Annotated in this window: 17 protein-coding genes; 12 read left to right on the forward strand and 5 right to left on the reverse strand. The window is 60.8% G+C overall.

The features are described from left to right. Positions 1-177 precede the first annotated feature (177 nt). Both K5E37_RS11415 and K5E37_RS11420 read left to right on the forward strand, forming a co-directional pair. A complete protein-coding gene (locus K5E37_RS11415; RefSeq protein ID WP_007953087.1) occupies positions 178-666 on the forward strand; it encodes an SRPBCC family protein in 489 nt (162 codons plus the stop codon). Further along, a complete protein-coding gene (locus tag K5E37_RS11420; protein ID WP_221533862.1) occupies positions 659-1,474 on the forward strand; it encodes an aminoglycoside phosphotransferase family protein in 816 nt (271 codons plus the stop codon). The genes K5E37_RS11415 and K5E37_RS11420 overlap by 8 nt, the downstream gene beginning before the upstream one ends. Before the next feature lie 289 nt (positions 1,475-1,763). Here K5E37_RS11420 and acnA read toward each other — a convergent pair whose 3' ends face one another. Continuing rightward, a complete protein-coding gene (gene acnA / locus K5E37_RS11425) occupies positions 1,764-4,505 on the reverse strand; it encodes an aconitate hydratase AcnA (protein WP_221533863.1) in 2,742 nt (913 codons plus the stop codon). Between the two features lie 222 nt (positions 4,506-4,727). On the opposite strand from acnA, the gene rlmM reads away from it, so the two are divergent. Continuing rightward, positions 4,728-5,801, forward strand: coding sequence for a 23S rRNA (cytidine(2498)-2'-O)-methyltransferase RlmM (rlmM, locus tag K5E37_RS11430; protein WP_221533864.1), 1,074 nt, complete (start codon positions 4,728-4,730; stop codon positions 5,799-5,801). Positions 5,802-5,866: 65 nt separating this feature from the next. Beyond that, the gene (tusA, locus tag K5E37_RS11435; RefSeq protein WP_007953079.1) at positions 5,867-6,118 is read left to right on the forward strand and encodes a sulfurtransferase TusA; all 252 of its coding nucleotides are present in this window, start codon (positions 5,867-5,869) and stop codon (positions 6,116-6,118) included. 49 nt (positions 6,119-6,167) lie between these two features. Here tusA and K5E37_RS11440 read toward each other — a convergent pair whose 3' ends face one another. Next, positions 6,168-7,577 carry an MATE family efflux transporter gene (locus tag K5E37_RS11440; protein WP_221533865.1) on the reverse strand — a complete coding sequence of 470 codons (1,410 nt, stop codon included), beginning with the start codon at positions 7,575-7,577 and terminating at the stop codon, positions 6,168-6,170. Between the two features lie 179 nt (positions 7,578-7,756). Between K5E37_RS11440 and pdxB the strand changes: the two genes are divergently transcribed. Then, positions 7,757-8,899: a 4-phosphoerythronate dehydrogenase PdxB gene (pdxB, locus tag K5E37_RS11445; protein WP_221533866.1), complete on the forward strand. Its 1,143-nt coding sequence runs from the start codon at positions 7,757-7,759 to the stop codon at positions 8,897-8,899. A 57-nt stretch (positions 8,900-8,956) separates the two neighbouring features. Here the strand turns inward: pdxB and K5E37_RS11450 are convergent, their stop codons facing one another. Further along, a complete protein-coding gene (locus tag K5E37_RS11450; protein WP_221533867.1) occupies positions 8,957-9,136 on the reverse strand; it encodes a PA1571 family protein in 180 nt (59 codons plus the stop codon). 259 nt (positions 9,137-9,395) lie between these two features. Here K5E37_RS11450 and K5E37_RS11455 point away from each other — a divergent pair, with 259 nt between their 5' ends. Further along, on the forward strand, positions 9,396-11,189 hold the full coding sequence (locus tag K5E37_RS11455; protein ID WP_221533868.1) for an ABC transporter transmembrane domain-containing protein: 1,794 nt from the start codon (positions 9,396-9,398) through the stop codon (positions 11,187-11,189). Between the two features lie 117 nt (positions 11,190-11,306). Here K5E37_RS11455 and K5E37_RS11460 read toward each other — a convergent pair whose 3' ends face one another. Next, positions 11,307-13,235, reverse strand: a complete 1,929-nt coding sequence (locus tag K5E37_RS11460) for a transglycosylase SLT domain-containing protein (protein WP_007953066.1) — start codon at positions 13,233-13,235, stop codon at positions 11,307-11,309. Positions 13,236-13,450: 215 nt separating this feature from the next. Here K5E37_RS11460 and K5E37_RS11465 point away from each other — a divergent pair, with 215 nt between their 5' ends. Beyond that, the gene (locus K5E37_RS11465) at positions 13,451-15,373 is read left to right on the forward strand and encodes an ATP-binding cassette domain-containing protein (RefSeq protein ID WP_221533869.1); all 1,923 of its coding nucleotides are present in this window, start codon (positions 13,451-13,453) and stop codon (positions 15,371-15,373) included. 76 nt (positions 15,374-15,449) lie between these two features. Here K5E37_RS11465 and K5E37_RS11470 read toward each other — a convergent pair whose 3' ends face one another. Continuing rightward, positions 15,450-15,887: a universal stress protein gene (locus K5E37_RS11470; protein WP_007953063.1), complete on the reverse strand. Its 438-nt coding sequence runs from the start codon at positions 15,885-15,887 to the stop codon at positions 15,450-15,452. A gap of 103 nt (positions 15,888-15,990) precedes the next feature. Between K5E37_RS11470 and K5E37_RS11475 the strand changes: the two genes are divergently transcribed. The 5 genes from K5E37_RS11475 to topA all read left to right on the forward strand — a co-directional run bounded on the left by K5E37_RS11475 (position 15,991) and on the right by topA (position 23,402). Beyond that, complete coding sequence (locus tag K5E37_RS11475) at positions 15,991-16,428, forward strand: hypothetical protein (protein WP_085608204.1); 438 nt, start codon at positions 15,991-15,993, stop codon at positions 16,426-16,428. 540 nt (positions 16,429-16,968) lie between these two features. Then, on the forward strand, positions 16,969-19,116 hold the full coding sequence (fadB, locus tag K5E37_RS11480) for a fatty acid oxidation complex subunit alpha FadB (protein WP_007953061.1): 2,148 nt from the start codon (positions 16,969-16,971) through the stop codon (positions 19,114-19,116). A gap of 29 nt (positions 19,117-19,145) precedes the next feature. Continuing rightward, entirely contained in the window at positions 19,146-20,321 is a 1,176-nt protein-coding gene (gene fadA / locus K5E37_RS11485; RefSeq protein ID WP_085608206.1) for an acetyl-CoA C-acyltransferase FadA, read from the forward strand. A gap of 99 nt (positions 20,322-20,420) precedes the next feature. After that, complete coding sequence (locus K5E37_RS11490) at positions 20,421-20,657, forward strand: DUF1653 domain-containing protein (protein WP_007953059.1); 237 nt, start codon at positions 20,421-20,423, stop codon at positions 20,655-20,657. A gap of 114 nt (positions 20,658-20,771) precedes the next feature. Beyond that, the gene (gene topA / locus K5E37_RS11495; protein ID WP_085608207.1) at positions 20,772-23,402 is read left to right on the forward strand and encodes a type I DNA topoisomerase; all 2,631 of its coding nucleotides are present in this window, start codon (positions 20,772-20,774) and stop codon (positions 23,400-23,402) included. The last annotated feature ends 46 nt before the right edge of the window (positions 23,403-23,448 follow it).

The following is a 23,448-nucleotide window of genomic DNA, read 5'->3' on the forward strand; positions in this document are numbered from 1 at the left end:
TCAGTTCGCTGCGAACGTTATCAGTTTCGCCGCGCTGATCCGTGCGCATTCTGACGAACCGACGCCGCAAAATACTGCCGGATATTTCAATCAGAGCCGACCGTTGCACTGGATTGATACAACTTCGGATTGGACATGTGGTCATACAAGCCTACTGTTCAAAACAGGAGGTGACGTATGAAACCAGTACCCAACAGCTTTGAACGTAAAATCATGCTCAGGTCGCCGCGCTCCCATGTCTGGCGCGCCCTGGTCGATGCCGAGGCGTTCGGCCAGTGGTTCGGCGTTGCGCTGGAGGGCCGGCGGTTTATCGCGGGCGAATGGACGCAGGGGCAGGTGACGTACCCCGGTTATGAACATGTGCTCTGGAACGTGCTGGTGGAACGGGTCGAGCCGCAGCAGCTGTTCTCCTTCCGCTGGCACCCGTACGCGGTGAACCCGAAAATCGACTATTCCCAGGAACCGACCACGCTGGTCAAATTCGAACTGCAGGACTACGAGAACGGCACGCTGCTGAAAGTCTCCGAGTCAGGTTTTGCGCACATTCCCGACGTGCGCCAGAAGGAGGCGTACTACATGGACAGTCGGGGCTGGGAAGAACAGTTGAGTCGACTTGAGCACTTCCTCACGGAGAGCGACCGGGCCCGCGAGCGTGAAGGTGGCTGATCTCGACCTGTTCACGCCGTGGCTGGAACGCTGGACGCTGGCGCCGGACGGCAAGCCGATCATCACCCCGGGCAGCCGCCTGTTGCCGGTGCGTCAGGGCGATGCACCGGCGATGCTGAAAGTCGCGGTGGACGACGAAGAAAAGTACGGCAACCTGCTGATGACCTGGTGGGACGGCGAAGGTGCCGCCCGGGTGCTCGCGCATCACGAAGAAGGCTTGTTGCTGGAGCGGGCGATGGGCCAGCGTTCGCTGATGCACATGGCGCTCAACGGTGAAGACGACGAAGCCACACGGATCATGTGCCGAGCGCTGGCGCGCCTGCACGCTCCGCGACTAACGCCGCCACCGCCGTTGGTGGAACTGGCGCCGTGGTTTGCTTCATTACGAGTGGCGGCGACCCGATACGGCGGCCAATACGCCGAATGCCTGCAAACCGCCCAGGCCTTGCTCGCCGAACCGCAGGACGAGGTGGTGCTGCACGGCGACATGCATCACGACAACGTCCTCGATTTCGGCCCACGAAGCTGGCTGGCTATCGACCCCAAGCGGGTGCGGGGCGAGCGCGGCTACGACTACGCCAACCTGATCTGCAACCCTGAGTTGCCGACGGCGACCGACCCTGAGCGCTTTCGGCGACAAGTCGACGTGATCTGCGAGGCAGCGGCAATCGAGCGAAAGCGCCTGTTGCAATGGGTGCTGGCGTTCGCCGGACTGTCTGCCGCATGGTTTCTGGAAGATGACGAGCAAACTGCGGCAAAGGGACAGCTGAAAGTTGCGCAACTGGCGGCTTCTGCGCTCGAAGCCTGACACGTCTAAGGGTTTTCGGAAGGCCCGCTATGGCGAATGTCTTACACGCGATGGTAGCTATTTCGACTATTGCCGATTGGATCCACAGCGTAATCTAGCCTCATCAACTGAAGCACAGGGAGTGTTTCAGGATCACGGATGATCGACCATTAGCAAGGATCGCTGCCGACAGGGAGTCGATAATGGTCTTGGGAAAAACCCGCTTCGGCGGGTTTTTTTTCGTCCGCAGAAAAGTGCCGTGCCCAAACAGAAACACCGCCAATCGGCGGTGTTTCTGCATCTGCAGGTCTTACGAGGCGATCAACTGGCGCAACACGTAATGCAGGATCCCCCCGGACTTGAAGTACTCGACCTCGTTCAAAGTGTCGATGCGGCACAGCACTTCGATTTTCTCCTGACGCCCGTTTTCACGGGTGATGACCAGGGTCAGGTTCATCCGTGGCGTCAGCTCGACACCGCTCAGCCCCTGAATATCCAGGGTTTCCTTGCCGGTGAGGTTCAGGCTCTTGCGGTTCTGATCGAGCTTGAACTGCAACGGCAACACGCCCATGCCCACCAGGTTGGAACGGTGGATGCGCTCGAAGCTTTCGGCGATCACCGCTTTCACCCCCAGCAGGTTGGTGCCCTTGGCCGCCCAGTCGCGGCTGGAACCGGTGCCGTATTCTTGGCCGGCAATCACCACCAGCGGCGTGCCCGAGGCTTGATAACGCATGGCCGCGTCGTAGATTGCCAGTTTCTCGCCGGTCGGAATGTAGATCGTGTTGCCACCTTCTTCGCCGCCCAGCATTTCGTTGCGGATACGGATGTTGGCGAAAGTGCCGCGCATCATCACTTCGTGGTTGCCCCGGCGTGAACCGTAGGAGTTGAAGTCCCGTGGCTCGACGCCTTGCTCGCGCAGGTAACGCCCGGCCGGGCTGTCGGCCTTGATATTGCCGGCGGGGGAGATGTGGTCGGTGGTCACCGAGTCGCCCAATAACGCCAGCACTCGCGCGCCTTTCACATCGGCGATCACCGGCAAAGGCCCAGAAATGTCGTCGAAGAACGGCGGGTGCTGGATGTAGGTCGAATCCGCCTGCCAGACGTAAGTCGCGGCTTGCGGCACTTCGATAGCTTGCCACTGTTCGTCACCGGCAAACACCTCGGCATATTCCTTGTGGAACATGGCGGTGTTGACCTGATTCACCGCATCGGCGATTTCCTTGCTGCTCGGCCAGATGTCACGCAGGTAAACCGGATTGCCCTGTTGGTCGTTGCCCAGCGGCTCGCTGCTGATGTCGGTGCGCACACTGCCGGCCAGGGCGTAAGCGACAACCAGCGGCGGCGAGGCCAGCCAGTTGGTTTTCACCAGCGGATGCACCCGGCCTTCAAAGTTGCGGTTGCCGGACAGCACCGAAGCCACGGTGAGGTCGGCTTTCTGGATGGCTTTTTCGATCGGTTCCGGCAGCGGGCCGGAGTTGCCGATGCAGGTGGTGCAACCATAACCGACCAGTGAAAAACCGAGCTGATCGAGGTACTGCGTCAACCCGGCAGCCTTGTAGTAATCGGTGACCACTTTCGAACCCGGAGCCAGCGAACTCTTCACCCACGGCTTGCGGGTCAGGCCCTTTTCCACGGCTTTTTTCGCCAGCAGGCCGGCGGCCATCATCACGCTGGGGTTGGAGGTGTTGGTGCAGGAGGTGATCGCGGCAATCACCACGGCACCGTTTTTCAGGCGATAGGTGTGGCCGTCGTACTCGTAGTCCGTTTCGCCGACCAGATCGGCATTGCCCACCGCGACACCGCCACCGCCTTCGCTTTCCAGACGTCCTTCTTCTTTGCTGGTAGGTTTGAATTGCAGGTCTAGGAAGTCACTGAAGGCCTGGCCGACATTCGGCAGGGAAACCCGGTCCTGTGGGCGTTTCGGCCCGGCGAGGCTGGCTTCGACGCTGCCCATGTCCAGCGCCAGGCTGTCGGTGAACACCGGTTCCTGACCGGGCAGGCGCCATAGCCCTTGAGCCTTGGTGTAAGCCTCGACCAGTTTCACCACTTCAGGCGGACGGCCGGACAGGCGCAGGTAGTCGAGAGTCACGTCATCCACCGGGAAAAAGCCGCAGGTCGCGCCATATTCCGGGGCCATATTGGCGATGGTTGCGCGGTCGGCCAGCGGCAGGTCGGCGAGACCGTCGCCATAGAACTCGACGAATTTGCCGACCACGCCTTTCTTGCGCAGCATCTGGGTCACGGTCAGCACCAGGTCGGTGGCGGTGATGCCTTCCTTGAGCTTGCCGGTGAGTTTGAAACCGATCACTTCCGGAATCAGCATCGACACCGGTTGCCCGAGCATCGCCGCTTCCGCCTCGATCCCACCGACGCCCCAGCCGAGTACGCCGAGGCCGTTGATCATGGTGGTGTGGGAGTCGGTGCCGACCAGCGTGTCAGGGAAGGCATAGGTGCGGCCGTCTTCGTCCTTGGTCCACACGGTGCGGCCGAGGTATTCGAGGTTGACCTGGTGGCAGATCCCGGTGCCCGGCGGCACCACGCTGAAGTTGTCGAAGGCGCTCTGGCCCCAGCGCAGGAAGGCGTAGCGTTCGCCGTTGCGCTGCATTTCGATGTCGACGTTCTGTTCGAAGGCGCTGGCGCTGGCGAACTTGTCGACCATCACCGAGTGGTCGATCACCAGATCCACCGGCGACAGCGGGTTGATTCGTTGCGGATCACCGCCGGCCTTTGCCATGGCAGCGCGCATCGCGGCCAGATCGACCACCGCGGGGACGCCGGTAAAGTCCTGCATCAGCACGCGGGCAGGGCGGTACTGGATTTCGCGGTCGGAGCGGCGCTCCTTGAGCCACGCGGCAAGCGCCTTGAGGTCGGCGCCGGTGACGGTTTTTTCATCTTCCCAGCGCAGCAGGTTTTCCAGCAGGACTTTCAGCGACATCGGCAGCTTGTCGAGATCGCCCAAGGTCTTGGCGGCATCCGGCAGGCTGAAATAGTGGTAAGTCTTGTCGTCGACTTTCAGAGTTTTAAGGGTGTTCAGGCTATCAAGGGACGGCATTACGATCACTCCTTTGAGTCCGCACGGCTACGGACTGAGGGGACGGGCAGAGCTATCAACGTAGCCCTGTTTTCAGTAGCTGGCTAATAACTGGACTCTATGGGCAAGTCCAAGGTTCCGACATGGGCTATCATGCGCCGGTTTTCGTGACAGGCTTTGCTTCAACGCAGGGTCTGGGCATCGCGCAGGGGATGAATGATCGCCCTCTGCCCAGGAGTAAGAATGAACACCCTATTCATGCATTGCCGGCCAGGCTTCGAAGGCGAAGTCTGCTCGGAGATTTCCGACCTCGCCGCTCAACTGAACGTGGCCGGCTACGCCAAGGCCAAACCGGCCACCGCTTGCGCCGAGTTTGTCTGCACCGAAGAAGACGGTGCCGAGCGCCTGATGCGCGGCCAGCGTTTCGCCGAGCTGATCTTCCCGCGCCAGTGGGCGCGCGGGTTTTTCATCGATCTGCCAGAAAACGACCGCATCAGCGTGATTCTCGCGAACATGGCCGAATTCCCGGTCTGTGGCAGCCTGTGGCTGGAAGTCGTCGACACCAACGACGGCAAGGAACTGTCGAACTTCTGCAAGAAGTTCGAAGGCCCGCTGCGCAAGGCCCTGACCGGCGCCGGCAAACTGGTGGAAGACGCCAGCAAGCCGCGTCTGCTGCTGACCTTCAAGAGCGGCCGTGAGGTGTTCCTCGGTCTGGCCGATGCCGGTAACTCGGCGATGTGGCCGATGGGCATTCCGCGCCTGAAGTTCCCGCGCGAGGCGCCGAGCCGTTCGACCCTGAAACTGGAAGAGGCCTGGCACCACTTCATCCCCCGCGATCAGTGGGAAGATCGCCTGCACAGCGACATGACCGGCGTCGACCTCGGCGCGGCGCCGGGCGGCTGGACCTGGCAACTGGTCAATCGAGGCATGCTGGTGACCGCCATCGACAACGGCCCGATGGCCGAAAGCCTGATGGACACCGGCCTGGTGCAGCACTTGATGGCCGACGGTTTCACCTTCAAGCCCAAGCAACCGGTGGACTGGATGGTCTGCGACATCGTCGAGAAACCAGCGCGCAACGCCGCGATGCTCGAAGAGTGGATCGGCGAGGGGCATTGCCGGGAAGCGGTGGTCAACCTGAAGCTGCCGATGAAGCAGCGTTACGCCGAAGTGAAGCGCTTGCTCGAACGTATCGCCGACGGTTTCAAGGCCCGTGGGATCAAGGTCGACATCGGCTGCAAGCAGCTTTATCACGACCGCGAGGAAGTGACCTGCCATTTGCGCCGCCATGACGTGAAGAAAACCAAAGCCCGCTGAGCGCGCGACAGGTGACCGAACACCCGGCATTGGGCGACAATGCCGGCCAGTTTCAGGAGTGAATCATGAGTGAAATGATTGATACGCCGGTCGACGGCACCCTCGACGCCACGGGCCTCAACTGCCCGGAGCCGGTGATGATGCTGCACCAGCACATCCGTGACCTGGTGCCTGGCGGCCTGCTCAAGGTGATCGCCACCGACCCGTCGACCCGTCGCGACATCCCCAAGTTCTGCGTGTTTCTCGACCATGAACTGGTGGGGCAGCACGAAGAGGCCGGGACCTATCTGTACTGGATCCGCAAGAAGTCCGGGTGATCGGAAGGCAAAAAAAGACCTGCAAGTGCAGGTCTTTTTTTATGGCCGGTCAGCCCATCGAACGGCTGATGCGAATGCGTTTGCGTGCGCTGCGCGTCAGGCGGATCGACAGCATCAGCGCCGCGCAGCTGAGGCCGACGATCAGGCCTTCCCACAAGCCGCTCGGGCCGCGTGGCTCACCGAGCCAGTCGGTCAGGCCGAGGGCGTAACCCACCGGCAGGCCGATGCCCCAATAGGCGAACAGAGTCAGGATCATCGTCACCCGGGTGTCCTGATAACCGCGCAGGGCGCCGGCGGCGGTGACCTGGATCGCGTCGGAGAACTGGAACAGCGCCGAGTACACGATCAGCATCGCCGCGATGTGAATCACCATCGGATCCGACGTGTAGATCGCCGCAATGTGTTCGCGCATCAGCAGCATCATGCTCGCCGACAGGCAGGCGTAAGCCAGCGCAGTGCCCATGCCGACACCTGCGGCGAAACGTGCTTCACGGGGTTCTTCACGGCCCAAAGCCTGGCCGACGCGTACGGTCACGGCCATGCCCAGCGAGTACGGAATCATGAACACCAGCGAGCTGACGTTCAGCGCGATCTGGTGCCCGGCAACGACCGTGGCGCCGAGGCTGCCGATCAGCAGCGCGATCACCGCGAAGATGCTCGACTCGGCAAACACCGCGATGCCGATCGGCAGACCGATGGCCAGCAAACGCTTGATCACCGCCCATTGCGGCCAGTCGAAACGGCTGAACAGTTCGCTCGACTTGTAGGCCGGCGCCCAGCGCTCATAACCGGCCAGACCCAGCGCCATCACCCACATCACGATGGCCGTGGCCCACCCGCAGCCGACGCCGCCCATCGCAGGCACGCCAAAGTGGCCATAAATGAACACGTAGTTCAGCGGAATGTTCAGCGCCAGACCGCACAGGCCCAGCACCATCGCCGGGCGGGTACGACCGAGGCCGTCACTGGTGCAGCGCAGCACATGGTAGAACGCCACTGCCGGCAGACCGCTGGCGATGCCGTGCAGGTACTGCATGCACGGGCCGATCCGTTCCGGATCGACTTTCATCAGGTGCAGGATCGGCTCGGCGCTGAACAGCATGGTGGTCGCCATCAGTCCGACTACCAGAGCCAGCCACAGGGCCTGACGCACGATCGGGCCGATTTCGCTGTGGGTGCCGGCGCCGAAGCGTTGGGCGACTTTCGGCGTGGTGGCCAGCAGGGTGCCGGTCATCAGCAGGAACACCGGCACCCAGATCGAGTTGCCCAGCGCCACGGCCGCGAGATCCTTGGGCCCGACGCGCCCGGCCATCACCGCATCGACGAAGCCCATGGCGGTGGTCGCCAGTTGCGCGATCATGATCGGCAGGGCGAGGCCGAGCAGATTCTTCAGCTCCAGGCGAACCCGGGCAGGGCGGTTGAGGGAAACGGCGGCAGGGCGGTCAGTCACGGAATTCACAGGCAAAGCGTCCACAGGGGTTGATGCGCAAGGCCGGGCATTCTACGCCGCTGACGTTATGGTCAGGAAAAATCCTCTGTTGCGGATTTGTAATCGCCGCGTCCCATCAAGAAATCACAGCCTGCTGGCTCATCGCAGTCCCAGCGCCTACACTGCCGATCCGCCCAAGGAGCCCCGCCATGCTGATTGTTGCCGACGAAAATATCCCGCTGCTCGATGCCTTTTTTGCCGGTTTCGGCGAGATCCGCCGGGTGCCGGGCCGTTCCATCGACCGGGCCACGGTCGAACAGGCCGACGTGCTGCTGGTGCGCTCGGTGACCAACGTCAACCGCGCATTGCTCGAAGGCAGCAAGGTGCGTTTTGTCGGCACCTGCACCATCGGCACCGATCATCTGGATCTCGATTACTTCAACGAGGCCGGCATCACCTGGTCCAGCGCGCCCGGCTGCAATGCCCGGGGCGTGGTCGATTACGTGCTCGGCAGCCTGATGACCCTGGCCGAAATCGAAGGCGTCGATTTGCGTGAACGCACTTACGGTGTGATCGGCGCCGGTGAAGTCGGCGGTCGCCTGATCAAGGTGCTCAAAGGTCTGGGCTGGAACGTGAAAGTCTGCGATCCGCCACGTCAGGCGGCCGAGGGCGGCGACTATGTCAGCCTGGAGCAGATCATCGCGCAGTGCGACGTGATCAGCCTGCACACCCCGCTGACCCGCAGCGGCGACGGCGCGACCTGGCACCTGTTCGACGAGCAGCGTTTGCAGCAGCTCAAGCCCGGCGCCTGGCTGATCAACGCGGCTCGTGGTCCGGTGGTGGATAACACCGCGTTGCGCGAAGTGCTGCTGGAGCGTGAAGACCTGCAAGCGGTGCTCGATGTCTGGGAAGCCGAACCGCAAGTCGATGTGGCGCTGGCCGAACTCTGCGTACTGGCGACGCCGCACATCGCTGGTTACAGCCTCGATGGCAAACAGCGGGGCACCGCGCAGATCTATCAGGCGTACTGCGAATTTATCGGTGAGCCCGCGAGCATTCAGCTCGGCGATCTGCTGCCGGCGCCGTGGTTGTCGGAAGTTTCCCTGCATGCCGACAGCGATCCGGCCTGGGCGCTGGCGATGTTGTGCCGTGGCGTATACGACCCGCGCCGGGACGACGCGGATTTCCGTCGCACGCTGCTGGGCAGTGTCGGTGAGCAACGTGCCGCGTTTGATCTACTACGCAAACAGTATCCGTCGCGACGCGAAATCGAAGGTTTGAAGGTGCGGATCGAGGGCGACTCGCCGGCCCTGCGCCAGATCGTGACCGCGTTGGGCGCTGTGGCTGTATAAACCGCAGGTAGAAAAAACCCGGCCTCTATGGGCCGGGTCAGGAAGACGGTGGCGATATCACTCTTGTTCGGCAGGCTTGACCAATCGCTTCTCCAGGTCGCGGCAGGCGTCCTGGATCATGTCTTCAGTGATCTCGATTTCACGCCCGTTTTCGTCAATGATCGAGCAACCCAGAGGTTGGCCGGGCTTGGTGCGGATCACTTCAATCTTGTCATCGCTGCTGTTTTGCAAGGACATGGCCTGTCTCCTCATCAGGTTGTGTGCCTAGATTAAAACCGTCAGGTGACCAGGCTGTGACAACTCCCTGCGGTCGGTCCGGAACGGCATCTCCACTCAAACAGAAATGACCGTCTGTCTCAACCCGGACCTTAGACCAATAGCATCTAGGGGGTAGTCTTGCCGGTCATATTTAACCTGACTCATTGTGATTTACAGAGTTCCACCCCATTTGAGTCTGTAGGCTGGCCCTATCCATCAGCACACGACGTGAACCTGAATGATCCCGATGCTTTCCTCGCGCCACCGCCGGGCCCTGCGCCTGACCAGTCATTTCCTTGCTCCCTATCGCTGGCCGGCCTTCGGCGCACTGCTGGCGCTGATCGTCACGGCGGGCATCACCCTGTCTATGGGGCAGGGCATCAAGTTGCTGGTCGATCAAGGCTTCATGACCCAGTCGCCGCACCTGCTCAACCAATCCATCGGCCTGTTCATGCTGCTGGTGTTCGGCTTGGCGGTCGGCACCTTTGCGCGGTTTTATCTGGTGTCCTGGATCGGTGAACGCGTGGTGGCGGACATCCGTCGACAGGTGTTCAACCATCTGGTGTACCTGCATCCCGGGTTTTACGAGGACAACCGCAGCTCGGAAATCCAGTCGCGGCTGACCGCTGACACCACGTTGCTGCAATCGGTGATCGGCTCGTCGCTGTCGCTGTTCCTGCGTAATCTGCTGATGGTCATCGGCGGTGTGGTGTTGCTGTTCATCACTAACCCCAAGCTCACCAGCATCGTTGTGATCGCACTGCCGTTGGTGATTGCGCCGATCCTGATTTTCGGCCGCCGCGTGCGTAACCTCTCCCGGTTGAGTCAGGACCGGATCGCCGACATTGGCAGCTACGTCTCGGAGACTCTCGGCCAGATCAAGACCGTGCAGGCCTATAACCATCAGGTTCAGGACGAACAGCGTTTCGCCGGCACCGTCGAGCAGGCATTCGAGACTGCGCGCAAACGGATTTTTCAGCGGGCCTGGCTGATCACGCTGGTGATCGTGCTGGTGCTCGGCGCCGTCGCGGTGATGTTGTGGGTCGGCGGCATGGACGTGATTGCCGGGCGGATTTCTGCCGGTGAACTGGCGGCGTTCGTGTTCTACAGCCTGATCGTCGGCAGTGCCTTTGGCACATTGAGCGAAGTGATAGGTGAGTTGCAGCGGGCAGCCGGCGCCGCCGAGCGCATCGCTGAATTGCTGCGTTCGGAGAACATCATCCAGCCACCGACCACGGGATTGGTGACGCTGCCGGAGCGGGTCAAAGGCGAGCTGGAATTGCAGGATGTGCGTTTTTCCTACCCTTCGCGTCCCGAAAGCCTCGCCGTCGATGGCTTGAGTCTGACGATCAACGCCGGCGAAACCCTCGCGCTCGTCGGCCCGTCCGGCGCGGGCAAGTCCACGGTATATGACTTGTTGCTGCGTTTCTACGATCCCCGGGAAGGGCGGATCCTGATCGATGGCGTGCCGCTGACGAGCCTTGATCCGCTGGACTTGCGTCGCTGCTTCGCGCTGGTCTCGCAAACCCCGGCGCTGTTCTTCGGCAGTGTCGAAGAGAACATTCGCTACGGCTGCCCCGCCGCCACGCTGGAGCAGGTGCGGGAAGCGGCGAAAATCGCCCACGCCCATGATTTCATCGAACAGATGCCCGACGGTTACCAGACCCATCTGGGTGACGGCGGCCTCGGCCTGTCTGGTGGACAACGCCAGCGCCTGGCAATCGCCCGGGCGCTGCTGGTCGACGCGCCGATCCTGCTGCTCGACGAAGCCACCAGCGCCCTCGACGCCCAGAGCGAACACCTGATCCAGCAAGCGCTGCCGAGCCTGATGCAAAACCGCACCACACTGGTCATCGCCCACCGGTTGGCCACGGTGAAAAACGCCGACCGGATCGCGGTGATGGATCAAGGCAAACTGGTTGCGATCGGCACGCATCAGGAGTTGATTGCGAGTAACCCGTTGTATGCGCGGTTGGCGGCGTTGCAGTTCAGTGATGGTCATCAGGCTTCGACCGACCCAGTAACCGACTAAGTAACCGACCATGTAACCGACCATGTAACCGACCCAGTAGAGCGCCATAAAAAATGCCCGCATCTCTCAATGCGGGCATTTTTGTTTACGTCGATCTATCGGCGAAACACGCCTCGATCACTGATCATCGAAATACCGCTCATGCCAGTCCACCAGCGGTTGCGGCGAGTTGAGTTTCTGGCCGTAGATCACCGAGTAGGACAGCACGTTCTGCACGTACTGGCGGGTTTCGTCGAACGGGATGCTTTCCACCCAGACGTCGAAGCTCAGGTGGTCGGCGCCGCGCAGCCACTGGCGCACGCGGCCGGGGCCGGCGTTGTAGGCGGCAGAGGCGAGCACGCGGTTGCCGTTGAACTGGCTGTGCACCTGGCTCAGGTAAGCGGCACCGAGCTGGATGTTTTTATCCGGATCGAGCACCTGCTGTGGCGAGGCCAATGGAATGCTGAACTTGCGCGCGGTTTCCTTGGCGGTGCCGGGCATCAGTTGCATCAGGCCGCTGGCGCCGACGCTGGAACGGGCGTCGTCCATGAACGCACTTTCCTGACGGGTGATGGCGAACACCCAGCTCGAATGCAGGCCGCGCACCTTGGCTTCGCGCACCAGTGTGTCGCGGTGGGCCATCGGGAAACGGATATCCAGATCATCCCAGTACTGCGCCTGACTGATGGTGCGGATGGCCGGGAAATACCATTTCAGGTCGTAAGCCAGTTTCGCCTGGGCGACCATTTCGTCGCGGCTGAAATGCCGGCTGACGTGATACCACTCGCGGCGACCGTCGACGATCTGCCCACGGGCGTGGAACTCCAGCGCACGACGCACGCCAGGGGTGTTGCGCACCTTGTTGATCAGCGCCTGACTGAGCACCAGCGGCTTGTTGTTCAGCGAGTAAGGCGACTGCGAGCGGTCGGCGGCGAGGAAACCGTAGAAATCCCGCTCCCGCGACAGATTCTTGTACAGCGTCTGCGCTTCCGGATTCTGCGGTTGCGCCAGTTCCAGGCTGCGGGCCTGCCAGTAGCGCCAGCGGTTGGTAGTGGCCAGATCCTGCGGCAGACGGCGGGTCAGTTGGTAGGCGTCGTCCCAGCGCGCCAGACGCAACAGCAGGCGCAGGCGCCATTCGGACACGGTGTTGTCGCGCAGTTCCGGGTCGTATTTGGTCATCACATCCAGCGCGCGGCTGTCGAAGCGGCGGGCGAGAGTCAGGCCGATTTCCCGGGCGATCGCGACTTTTTCATCCCGGGAGAAATGCATGCTGCTGGCATAACCGTCGAGCAGGGCCATGGCCTTGTCCGGGTCCTGACGCGCGAGGCGGCGCAGACCGAGGCTGACCACGTCGGACATCGGTTCATCGGCCGGCGTGAACCGCGAAGGCTGGTTGAGCAGTTCCGGTTTCTGCGCCACGTCCACCAGCAGGCGACCGCGCGGGGCGAGGGTGGTCAGGCCGTTGACCAGGCTGTTGGCCAGCGGATAGTTGCGGTGCTGGGCGGCGAGTTTGGCGCGTTCCCAGCGTTTCTGTTCGGTCAGTTGACCTTCGGCGGCCCACATGCCGAACAGCGCATCACAGGCAGCGGGCTGGGATTTGCCGGTCAGCCACAGCTTCTCGGCGTTGGCGTAGCCCTCGGCCTTCTTGTTGTGGCTGATCTGGTACTGCGCGTTCAGGCAGTCCAGCTCGGTGAAATTCAGTTTGGGGTCGTAATACTTGACGAACGTCGCCCAGTCGCCGCGATCGGCCAGCCAACGCAACCAGCGCAACTTCATCCAGTTGGCCTGGGGCAGGTCACCGTGCTCGGCAAGAAACTTTTCGATCTCCGCGTTGCTGGCGGTTTTCAGCCGGGCGGTCAGCTCGTCGTAAGCCAGGTATGGCTCCAGCGGATAATCAGCCAGAGCCTGGCTGTAACGGAAATACGGGCCGGTGTCGCCCTTGGCCAGGGCGCGTTTGGCTTCATCGTAATACTGGCGTTGGGTGGACAGGTCCACCGCCTGGGCGGATTGAACGGCAGCGGCGGAAAGCAGCAAACATGACAAAACACTGAAGAGGCGACTGCGCATGAGACATCCGGGCAGAGAAATCATGACAAGTGCCGGCCCAAAACCCGCACTGAATTGTCTGTAGCTTAGCCTTTTGCCAGCAGGCGGCGAAAGCTTTGCCGGCCTTGCAGCACAAGTTCGCAACAATTGTTGTGCAGAGTGCGTCAGCGGCGAAATTGCCGGCCTGCTCGGGCCCCGATTCAGGTAGAATGCGCGCCCGGTTTTTGGAGAAGCTCATGACCCTGCTCAAATTCAGCGATGTGTCCCTTGCATTCGGCGCGATGCCGTTGTTGGACAAGGTGTCCTGGCAGATCGCCCGTGGTGAGCGGGTGTGCATCATCGGCCGCAACGGCACTGGCAAATCCAGCATGATGAAACTGGTCAAGGGCGACCAGAAGCCTGATGACGGCTCGGTGTGGCGTGCCCCCGGTCTGAAAATCGGTGAATTGCCACAGGAATTGCCGGTGGCCGACGAGCGGACAGTGTTCGACGTGGTTGCCGAAGGCCTCGACGGCGTTGGCGCCTTGCTCGCCGAATACCATCACCTGAGCCAGAACATCGTCACCGATGCCGATCTGGACAAGTTGATGCACGTTCAGCACGACCTCGAAGCGCGCGATGGCTGGCGCTTGCAGACCCTGGTCGACAGCACCCTGAGCCGCCTGCAACTGCCGGCCGACAAGACCCTCGCCGAACTGTCCGGCGGCTGGCGTCGTCGTGTGCTGCTGGCGCAGGCGCTGGTGTCCGAGCCGGATCTGCTGCTGCTCGACGAGCCTACCAACCACCTGGACATCGGTGCGATTGCCTGGCTTGAAGAAGCGCTGAAGGATTTCCAGGGCGCCGTGCTGTTCATCACGCACGACCGTTCTTTCCTGCAAAACCTCGCCACCCGCATCCTCGAACTGGATCGCGGTGGCCTGATCGACTGGAACGGCGACTACGCCAGTTTCCTCGTCCATAAAGAAGCCGCACTGGCCGCCGAAGAAACCGCCAACGCGCTGTTCGACAAGCGTCTGGCCCAGGAAGAAGTGTGGATTCGCCAGGGCATCAAGGCCCGTCGCACCCGTAACGAAGGCCGCGTACGTGCGCTGAAAGCATTGCGCGTGGAGCGCAGCGAGCGTCGCGAGCGCACCGGCAAGGCCAACATCCAGCTGGAAACAGCGGAGAAGTCCGGCAAGCAGGTGATGGTGCTGGATAACGTGAGCTTCGCGCATCCGGGCGGTCCGTTCCTGATCCGTGATTTCTCCATGGTGCTGCAGCGTGGCGACCGGATCGGCCTGCTCGGCGCCAACGGTACCGGCAAGACCACTCTGCTGAAACTGATGCTCAGCGGTCTGCAACCGACCAGCGGCAAAGTGGAAGAGGGCACCAAGATCGATGTGGCCTACTTTGACCAGTTGCGCCATCAGCTGGATCTGGAAAAGACCGTGATCGACAACGTCGCCGAAGGTCGCGACTTCATCGATATCGACGGCCAGAGCCGCCACGTGCTGAGCTACCTCGGCGACTTCCTGTTCAGCCCGCAGCGTGCCCGCACGCCGGTGAAGGCGTTGTCCGGTGGTGAGCGTGCGCGTCTGTTGCTGGCCAAATTGTTCAGCAAGCCGGCGAACCTGCTGGTACTCGACGAACCGACCAACGACCTCGACGTGGAAACCCTCGAGCTGCTCGAAGAAGTGCTGCTGACCTTCAACGGCACTGTGCTGATGGTCAGTCACGACCGGGCATTCCTCGACAACGTGGTCACCAGCACTCTGGTCTTCGAAGGTGAAGGCAAGGTGCGCGAATACGTCGGCGGCTATCAGGACTGGATCCGTCAGGGCGGTTCGCCGCGTCTGCTGGGCGTGACCGAAAGCAAATCCGGCAAGGCCGACCTGAACTCGGCGGTGGTCACTGCCGAACCGGCTCCGGTTGCCGCGCCGGTTGCTGCGGCTCCAGCGGCGAAGAAGAAGTTGAGCTACAAGCTTCAGCGCGAGCTGGAAGCGCTGCCGGGCGACATCGACGCCAAGGAGCAGCGGATTGCTGCTGTCGAGGCTGAAATGGCCGAGGCCGGCTTCTATCAGCGTCCGCCGGCCGAGACGGCCAAGGTGATTGCTTCTCTGGAGCAGTTGCAGGCTGAGCTGGATGCGCTGGTGGAGCGTTGGGCCGAGCTGGACGCCTGATTGTTTCAAGGCATGAAAAAGCCCGGCGTCCAGTGATGGGCGCCGGGCTTTTTTAGCTTTTCACAAGTGCCTGGGATCAGCGTTTGACCAAGTGCACTGCCAGCACATCGCAAGGTGCGCCGTGCAGCACGTCATTGGCGGTCGAGCCCAGCAACAGCGCCAGACCATGCCGGCCATGGCTGCCGACCACGATCAGGTCGCATTCCTGTTCCTTGGCGAAATGGTGGATTTCCTGACGCGGCTGGCCGTAGGTCAGGTGGCAGTTGGCGCCTTCGAGCTCGGTGTACTTGTGCTTCAGGCGTTCGAGGCGTTCCTTGGCTTGATCGAACTGTTGTTGTTGCAGTTGTGACAGATCCATCGGTACGTCACCGCCGAAGGCCATGGCCATCGGTTCAACGATATGCACCAGCGACAGCTTGGCGCCATTGCTCACCGACAGCTCTCGGGCGCGGTGGATCACAGGGTCGCACTCTTCGGTCAGATCTACGGCGACCAGGATATGGTGGTAGGGCATGAGGTGCTCCTCGTGAGGGATCAATATTGTTAAGTATGGCTGGTTTCAAGCGCATTGGTTCCAAAGTGACGCAATGGGCTCATCAAGAATCGGGAGTAGAGATATGACGGTCTGGCTGGTGGTGTCAATCCTGCTGGTGGTGTTGAGTCCCCTGGCGTGGTTGCGTCCGTCCCGTGCACAGAGTGGCCGGATAGCCTTGCGCACCGAGGCCCGGCGCATCGGGCTGGCCATGCAGCTGGCGCCCCAGGAGTGGCCGCACTGGCTGAGCCAGGAGCCGCCAAACCCGTGCGCGCAATACCATCGGCCACGCCGTGGCAAGCAGTCGGCGTGCTGGACGTATTGGCAGAAATCCCCGGGTGTTTGGGTGAATCAGTGGCAGGAAGTCTGTGAGGATCCACTGCTGCTGAATCATTTCGAAAAATTGCCGGGCAACGTTTTCAAGGTCGAGGCGGATAAGCAGATGATCGCCCTCTATTGGGGCGAGAAGGGTGAGGCGTCGGTTTTGCTGGAGATTGATGCCACGCTGAAAGCGCTGGCATGACTTGCGGACTTTTCGCGCTGCAACGGTGCGAAACGTCTGGCAGACGCGCAATAAAAAGCCCGACATGATTCATCGGGCGGGGTTGGCCAGGCAGGCCGGAAATTCTTTTTGGCGTTGAACCGGAGTCATCCGGTCAGCAAATCTGCGCCTGTTTTCCTTCGTAGTCCAGCCAGCGTAGCCTGTTAAACAAGGCTTGCGGTGAATTAGGGCGACTTTTCTAACTATTAATCTTATGAATGCCCTCACATGCAAGCGTCTGTGGCCGGGCTGCGTCCTACAGAAATGACCGCAAAGTCGCATTTCAACCCGTATTTAGGGCGATTGACAATTGTCGGAAATTCCGTGAAGGTGGCGTACCCAAATCAAACGGGCGTATGAATTGAGCGTTTGTATTGCAGACTGCTCCTACAGAATCCCGACTATCGCGTTGGCGGGTGTGCCGGGTGGATGAGTGTCAGCATCGACGAAAAAACGTCCTGCCGAGCCATTTGCCTGCGTCCGACGTGTACTGTTCAGCTTCCATATCGTGGAGATCAGTTGATGATTTACGAAGGTAAAGCCATCACGGTTAAAGCTCTTGAAAGTGGCATCGTCGAATTGAAATTCGACCTCAAGGGTGAGTCCGTCAACAAGTTCAACCGTCTTACCCTGAACGAACTGCGTCAGGCCGTAGACACCATCAAGGCAGATGCTTCGATCAAGGGCGTGATCGTCAGCAGTGGCAAGGACGTGTTCATCGTCGGCGCCGACATCACCGAATTTGTCGACAACTTCAAGCTGCCGGATGCCGAGCTGGTTGCTGGCAATCTCGAAGCCAACAAGATCTTCAGCGATTTCGAAGACCTCAACGTTCCGACCGTCGCCGCGATCAACGGCATCGCCCTGGGGGGCGGCCTGGAAATGTGCCTCGCAGCGGACTACCGCGTCATGTCGACCAAGGCCAAGATCGGTCTGCCGGAAGTCAAGCTGGGCATCTACCCGGGCTTCGGCGGTACCGTGCGTCTGCCGCGCCTGATCGGTGCCGACAACGCCATCGAGTGGATTGCCGCCGGCAAGGAAAACCGTCCTGAAGACGCGCTGAAAGTCGGCGCCGTCGATGCCGTGGTTGCCCCTGAAAAACTGCAGGATGCCGCCCTTGAGCTGATCAAGCGCGCCGTCTCCGGCGAGTTCGACTACAAGGCCAAGCGCCAGCCGAAGCTGGAAAAGCTCAAGCTGAACGCCATTGAACAAATGATGGCTTTCGAAACCGCCAAAGGTTTCGTGGCTGGCCAGGCTGGCCCGAACTACCCGGCCCCGGTCGAAGCGATCAAGACCATCCAGAAAGCCGCGAACTTCGGTCGTGACAAGGCGCTGGAAGTTGAAGCCGCAGGTTTCGTGAAACTGGCCAAGACCTCTGCCGCGCAGAGCTTGATCGGTCTGTTCCTGAACGATCAGGAGCTGAAGAAAAAGGCCAAGGCCTACGACGAAATCGCCAAGGACGTGAAGCAGGCTGCCGTACTGGGCGCCGGCATCATGGGTGGCGGTATCGCCTATCAGTCGGCCTCCAAAGGTACGCCGATCCTGATGAAGGACATCAACGAGCACGGCATCGAGCAAGGTCTGGCTGAAGCCGCCAAGCTGCTTGTCGGTCGCGTTGATAAAGGCCGCATGACCGCCGCGAAAATGGCTGAAGTGCTCAACGGCATTCGTCCGACCCTGTCCTACGGTGATTTCGGTCACGTCGACCTGGTCGTTGAAGCCGTGGTCGAGAACCCGAAGGTCAAGCAAGCCGTTCTGGCGGAAGTCGAAGACAAGGTCAAAGAGGACACCATCCTCGCGTCCAACACCTCGACCATTTCCATCAGCCTGCTGGCCAAGGCCCTCAAGCGTCCGGAAAACTTCGTCGGCATGCACTTCTTCAACCCGGTGCACATGATGCCGCTGGTGGAAGTGATCCGTGGCGAGAAGTCCAGCGAGCTGGCGATTGCCACCACCGTTGCCTACGCCAAGAAAATGGGCAAGAACCCGATCGTCGTCAACGACTGCCCGGGCTTCCTGGTCAACCGCGTACTGTTCCCGTACTTCGGCGGTTTCGCCAAGCTGGTCAGCGCCGGTGTGGACTTCGTCCGTATCGACAAGATCATGGAAAAATTCGGCTGGCCGATGGGCCCGGCGTACCTGATGGACGTGGTCGGCATCGACACCGGTCACCACGGTCGTGACGTGATGGCTGAAGGCTTCCCGGACCGCATGAAGGACGACCGTCGTTCGGCCATTGACGTGCTTTACGAAGCCAAGCGTCTCGGTCAGAAGAACGGTAAAGGCTTCTATGCCTACGAGGCCGACAAGAAAGGCAAGCAGAAGAAAGTCGCCGATCCGTCGGTACTGGAAGTGCTCAAGCCGATCGTCTACGAGCAGCGCGAAGTCACTGACGAAGACATCATCAACTGGATGATGATCCCGCTGTGCCTGGAAACCGTGCGTTGCCTGGAAGACGGCATCGTCGAAACCGCCGCCGAAGCCGACATGGGTCTGGTCTACGGTATTGGTTTCCCTCCATTCCGTGGCGGTGCGCTGCGCTACATCGACTCGATCGGTGTTGCCGAGTTCGTTGCCCTGGCCGACCAGTACGCTGATTTGGGCGCGCTGTACCACCCGACCGCGAAGCTGCGCGAAATGGCCAAGAACGGCCAGAGCTTCTTCGGTTAAGCGCCCCCAACTAGAGTGAGAGTGAACTTATGAGCTTGAATCCTAGAGACGTCGTGATTGTCGACTTCGGTCGTACTCCGATGGGCCGCTCCAAGGGCGGCATGCACCGCAACACCCGCGCCGAAGACATGTCGGCGCACCTGATCAGCAAACTGCTGGAACGCAACGCCAAGGTCGATCCTGCCGAAGTCGAGGACGTGATCTGGGGCTGTGTGAACCAGACCCTCGAACAAGGCTGGAACATCGCGCGCATGGCGTCGCTGATGACCCAGATCCCGCACACCTCGGCCGGCCAGACCGTCAGCCGTCTGTGTGGCTCGTCGATGAGCGCGCTGCACACTGCTGCGCAAGCGATCATGACCGGTAACGGTGACGTGTTCGTGGTTGGCGGCGTCGAGCATATGGGTCACGTGAGCATGATGCACGGTGTCGATCCGAACCCGCACATGTCCCTGTACGCGGCGAAAGCCTCGGGCATGATGGGCCTGACCGCTGAAATGCTGGGCAAAATGCACGGCATCACTCGCGAACAGCAGGACGCCTTTGGCGTGCGTTCCCACCAGCTCGCCCATAAGGCGACTGTGGAAGGCAAGTTCAAGGACGAAATCATCCCGATGCAGGGTTACGACGAGAACGGTTTCCTGAAAACCTTCGACTACGACGAAACCATTCGTCCGGAAACCACCCTGGAAAGTCTGGCGGCTCTGAAGCCGGCGTTCAATCCAAAGGGCGGCACCGTGACGGCCGGTACTTCGTCGCAGATCACCGATGGTGCTTCGTGCATGATCGTGATGTCGGCGCAGCGTGCGCAGGACCTGGGCATCCAGCCTCTGGCGGTGATTCGTTCGATGGCGGTAGCGGGTGTGGACCCGGCCATCATGGGCTATGGTCCGGTACCGGCTACTCAGAAAGCACTGAAACGTGCCGGCTTGGGTATCAACGATATCGACTTCTTCGAGCTCAACGAAGCGTTCGCCGCACAGGCCCTGCCAGTGCTGAAAGACCTGAAAGTGCTCGACAAGATGAATGAGAAGGTTAACCTGCACGGCGGCGCGATCGCCCTGGGTCACCCGTTCGGTTGCTCCGGTGCCCGTATTTCCGGCACCTTGCTGAACGTGATGAAGCAGAATGGCGGCACCTTCGGGGTGGCCACCATGTGCATTGGCCTCGGCCAAGGCATCTCCACCGTCTTCGAACGCGTTTAAGCGTCTCGTCGATGGAAGCCGGGGCCAAGTGCCCCGGTTTTTGTTTTTGCGGATTTATTTTTGTTTTTATTTTGAAAAAATTTGAGTGAGGGCCGAAGCATGCCGATACAACCTGGGCTCTACCAACATTACAAAGGTCCGCAGTACCGCGTATTCAGTGTTGCGCGGCATTCCGAGACCGAAGAAGAAGTGGTCTTTTACCAAGCCCTGTATGGCGATTACGGCTTCTGGGTACGTCCCTTGAGCATGTTCCTGGAGTCCGTCGAGGTTGACGGGGAGCAGGTCCCACGCTTTGCTTTGGTGCAAGCCGAACCGAGCCTTTTTTCGAAGCCGTAAGGCGAGTGCGCGCAAAACCCTGCGCTTGACCTCACCTTGTAGCCACTATATATAGCGGTGCCGCGTCAGGCGCCAACCGCCTTTCACTTCTAGAATTCAGGAATTTTCTGATCCATGGGCAAATCGCTGGTCATTGTGGAATCCCCGGCTAAGGCCAAGACCATCAACAAGTATCTGGGCAACCAATACGTGGTGAAGTCGAGTATCGGCCATATCCGAGACCTGCCCACCAGCGGTTCGGCTAGCGCCAGCAAGGAGCCTGCCGCCAAGCGCGGCAAGGCTGCTGCGGGCGAAGCGCCAGCGCTGTCGCCGAAAGAGAAGGCGCGCAAGCAGCTGGTCTCGCGCATGGGTGTCGATCCCGAGCATGGCTGGAAAGCCAAGTACGAGATCCTCCCGGGCAAGGAAAAGGTCATCGAAGAGCTGCGTCGGCTCGCCAAGGATGCTGACACCATCTATCTCGCAACCGACTTGGATCGCGAGGGGGAAGCCATTGCCTGGCACCTGCGCGAAGCCATCGGTGGTGACGACAGCCGCTACAAGCGCGTGGTGTTCAACGAAATCACCAAGAAGGCGATTCAGGAAGCCTTCTCGGAGCCGGGCGAACTCGACATCGATCGAGTGAACGCGCAGCAGGCCCGTCGTTTTCTCGATCGTGTCGTTGGCTACATGGTCTCGCCGCTGTTGTGGGCGAAGATCGCTCGTGGCCTGTCCGCCGGTCGCGTGCAATCGGTTGCCGTGAAGCTGGTGGTGGAGCGTGAGCGCGAGATCCGTGCGTTCAACCCGGAAGAGTACTGGGAAGTGCACGCCGACCTCGGCACCACCAAAGGTTCGACCGTGCGTTTCGAAGTGGCTCGCGAGAAAGGTGAAGCCTTCAAACCGCTGAACGAAGCCCAGGCTACGGCCGCGCTGGAGAAGCTCAAATCTTCCAGCTACAGCATCGTCAAGCGTGAAGACAAGCCAACCAGCAGCAAGCCGTCGGCACCGTTCATCACCTCCACACTGCAACAGGCCGCGAGTAACCGCCTGGGCTTCGGTGTGAAGAAAACCATGATGATGGCTCAGCGTCTGTACGAAGCCGGCTACATCACTTATATGCGTACCGACTCGACCAACCTCTCGGCTGATGCCGTGGCGATGGCGCGCGATTACATCGAAACCGAGTTCGGCAAGAAGTACCTGCCGGAGTCGCCGAACGTCTACAGCAGCAAGGAAGGCGCACAAGAGGCTCACGAAGCGATTCGTCCTTCCGACGCCAACACCACGCCCGCCAAGCTGGCTGGCATGGAGCGCGACGCTGAGCGCCTCTACGAGCTGATCTGGCGCCAGTTCCTGGCTTGCCAGATGCTGCCGGCGCAATACCTGTCGACCACCGTCAGCGTCGCTGCCGGCGACTTCGAGCTGCGCGCCAAGGGCCGCATCCTGAAGTTCGACGGTTACACTCGTGTGCTGCCGCAGATCACCAAGCCTGGCGACGATGACGTTCTGCCGGACATGGCGCAGGGCGACGTGATGAAGCTGATCAAGCTCGATCCGTCGCAGCACTTCACCAAGCCGCCGGCCCGTTATTCGGAAGCCAGCCTGGTGAAGGAAATGGAAAAGCGCGGCATCGGTCGTCCTTCGACCTACGCAGCGATCATCTCGACCATTCAGGATCGCGGCTACGTGACCCTGCACAACCGTCGTTTCTATTCGGAAAAGATGGGCGACATCGTCACCGAGCGTCTGTCGGAAAGCTTCTCGAATCTCATGGACTACGGCTTCACCGCCGGCATGGAAGAGAACCTCGATGACGTGGCTCAGGGCGAGCGCGACTGGAAAAACGTGCTGGACGAGTTCTACGGCGACTTCAAGAAAAAACTTGAAGTGGCGGAGAATCCGGAAGCCGGCATGCGTGCCAACCAGCCGGTAATGACCGACATTCCTTGCACCACCTGCGGCCGTCCGATGCAGATTCGTACTGCATCGACCGGTGTATTCCTCGGCTGCTCGGGTTACAGCCTGCCGCCGAAAGAGCGCTGCAAGGCCACCGTCAACCTGGTGCCGGGCGATGAAATCGCGGCGGACGACGAGGGCGAGTCGGAATCCCTGGTGCTGCGCGGCAAGCATCGCTGCCCGATCTGCAGCACGGCGATGGACGCCTACCTGCTCGACGAGAAGCGCAAGCTGCACATCTGTGGTAACAACCCGGATTGCGCCGGCTACGAGATCGAAGAAGGCAGCTATCGCATCAAGGGCTACGAAGGTCCGAGCCTGGAATGCGACAAGTGCGGCAGCGAGATGCAGCTCAAGACCGGCCGTTTCGGCAAGTTCTTCGGTTGCACCAACCCGACGTGCAAGAACACCCGCAAACTGCTGAAAAGCGGTGACGCGGCGCCGCCGAAGATGGATCCGGTGAAGATGCCTGAGCTGAAATGCGAAAAGGTCAACGACACCTACATCCTGCGCGACGGTGCATCCGGCCTGTTCCTGGCGGCCAGCCAATTCCCGAAAAACCGCGAGACCCGTGCTCCGCTAGTGATCGAGATTCTGCCGCACAAGGACGAGATCGATCCGAAGTACCATTTCCTGTGCGAAGCGCCGCAGAAGGATCCGGATGGCCTGCCAGCGGTGATCCGCTACAGCCGCAAGACCAAAGAGCAGTATGTTCAGACCGAAGTCGACGGCAAGCCGACTGGCTGGAAAGCGTTCTTCGACGGTGGTAAGTGGACAGTTGAGGACAAGCGTCCGGCGAAAGCCAAGGCTTGAGCAATCGCTGATCTGAAGGTGCCCTGACTGGGCATCTTCAACACAA

The sequence above is a fragment of the Pseudomonas sp. RIT778 genome, from assembly GCF_019718735.1.
GTDB lineage: Bacteria > Pseudomonadota > Gammaproteobacteria > Pseudomonadales > Pseudomonadaceae > Aquipseudomonas > Aquipseudomonas aphyarum.

Coding starts and splice junctions, on each gene's coding strand:
- fadA (WP_085608206.1), top strand. CDS start 19,146: ATGAGCTTGAATCCTAGAGACGTCGTGATTGTCGACTTCGGTCGTACT.
- fadB (WP_007953061.1), top strand. CDS start 16,969: ATGATTTACGAAGGTAAAGCCATCACGGTTAAAGCTCTTGAAAGTGGC.
- K5E37_RS11455 (WP_221533868.1), top strand. CDS start 9,396: ATGATCCCGATGCTTTCCTCGCGCCACCGCCGGGCCCTGCGCCTGACC.
- K5E37_RS11415 (WP_007953087.1), top strand. CDS start 178: ATGAAACCAGTACCCAACAGCTTTGAACGTAAAATCATGCTCAGGTCG.
- pdxB (WP_221533866.1), top strand. CDS start 7,757: ATGCTGATTGTTGCCGACGAAAATATCCCGCTGCTCGATGCCTTTTTT.
- K5E37_RS11470 (WP_007953063.1), bottom strand. CDS start 15,887: ATGCCCTACCACCATATCCTGGTCGCCGTAGATCTGACCGAAGAGTGC.
- K5E37_RS11450 (WP_221533867.1), bottom strand. CDS start 9,136: ATGTCCTTGCAAAACAGCAGCGATGACAAGATTGAAGTGATCCGCACC.
- K5E37_RS11490 (WP_007953059.1), top strand. CDS start 20,421: ATGCCGATACAACCTGGGCTCTACCAACATTACAAAGGTCCGCAGTAC.
- tusA (WP_007953079.1), top strand. CDS start 5,867: ATGAGTGAAATGATTGATACGCCGGTCGACGGCACCCTCGACGCCACG.
- rlmM (WP_221533864.1), top strand. CDS start 4,728: ATGAACACCCTATTCATGCATTGCCGGCCAGGCTTCGAAGGCGAAGTC.
- acnA (WP_221533863.1), bottom strand. CDS start 4,505: ATGCCGTCCCTTGATAGCCTGAACACCCTTAAAACTCTGAAAGTCGAC.
- K5E37_RS11460 (WP_007953066.1), bottom strand. CDS start 13,235: ATGCGCAGTCGCCTCTTCAGTGTTTTGTCATGTTTGCTGCTTTCCGCC.
- K5E37_RS11465 (WP_221533869.1), top strand. CDS start 13,451: ATGACCCTGCTCAAATTCAGCGATGTGTCCCTTGCATTCGGCGCGATG.
- K5E37_RS11475 (WP_085608204.1), top strand. CDS start 15,991: ATGACGGTCTGGCTGGTGGTGTCAATCCTGCTGGTGGTGTTGAGTCCC.
- topA (WP_085608207.1), top strand. CDS start 20,772: ATGGGCAAATCGCTGGTCATTGTGGAATCCCCGGCTAAGGCCAAGACC.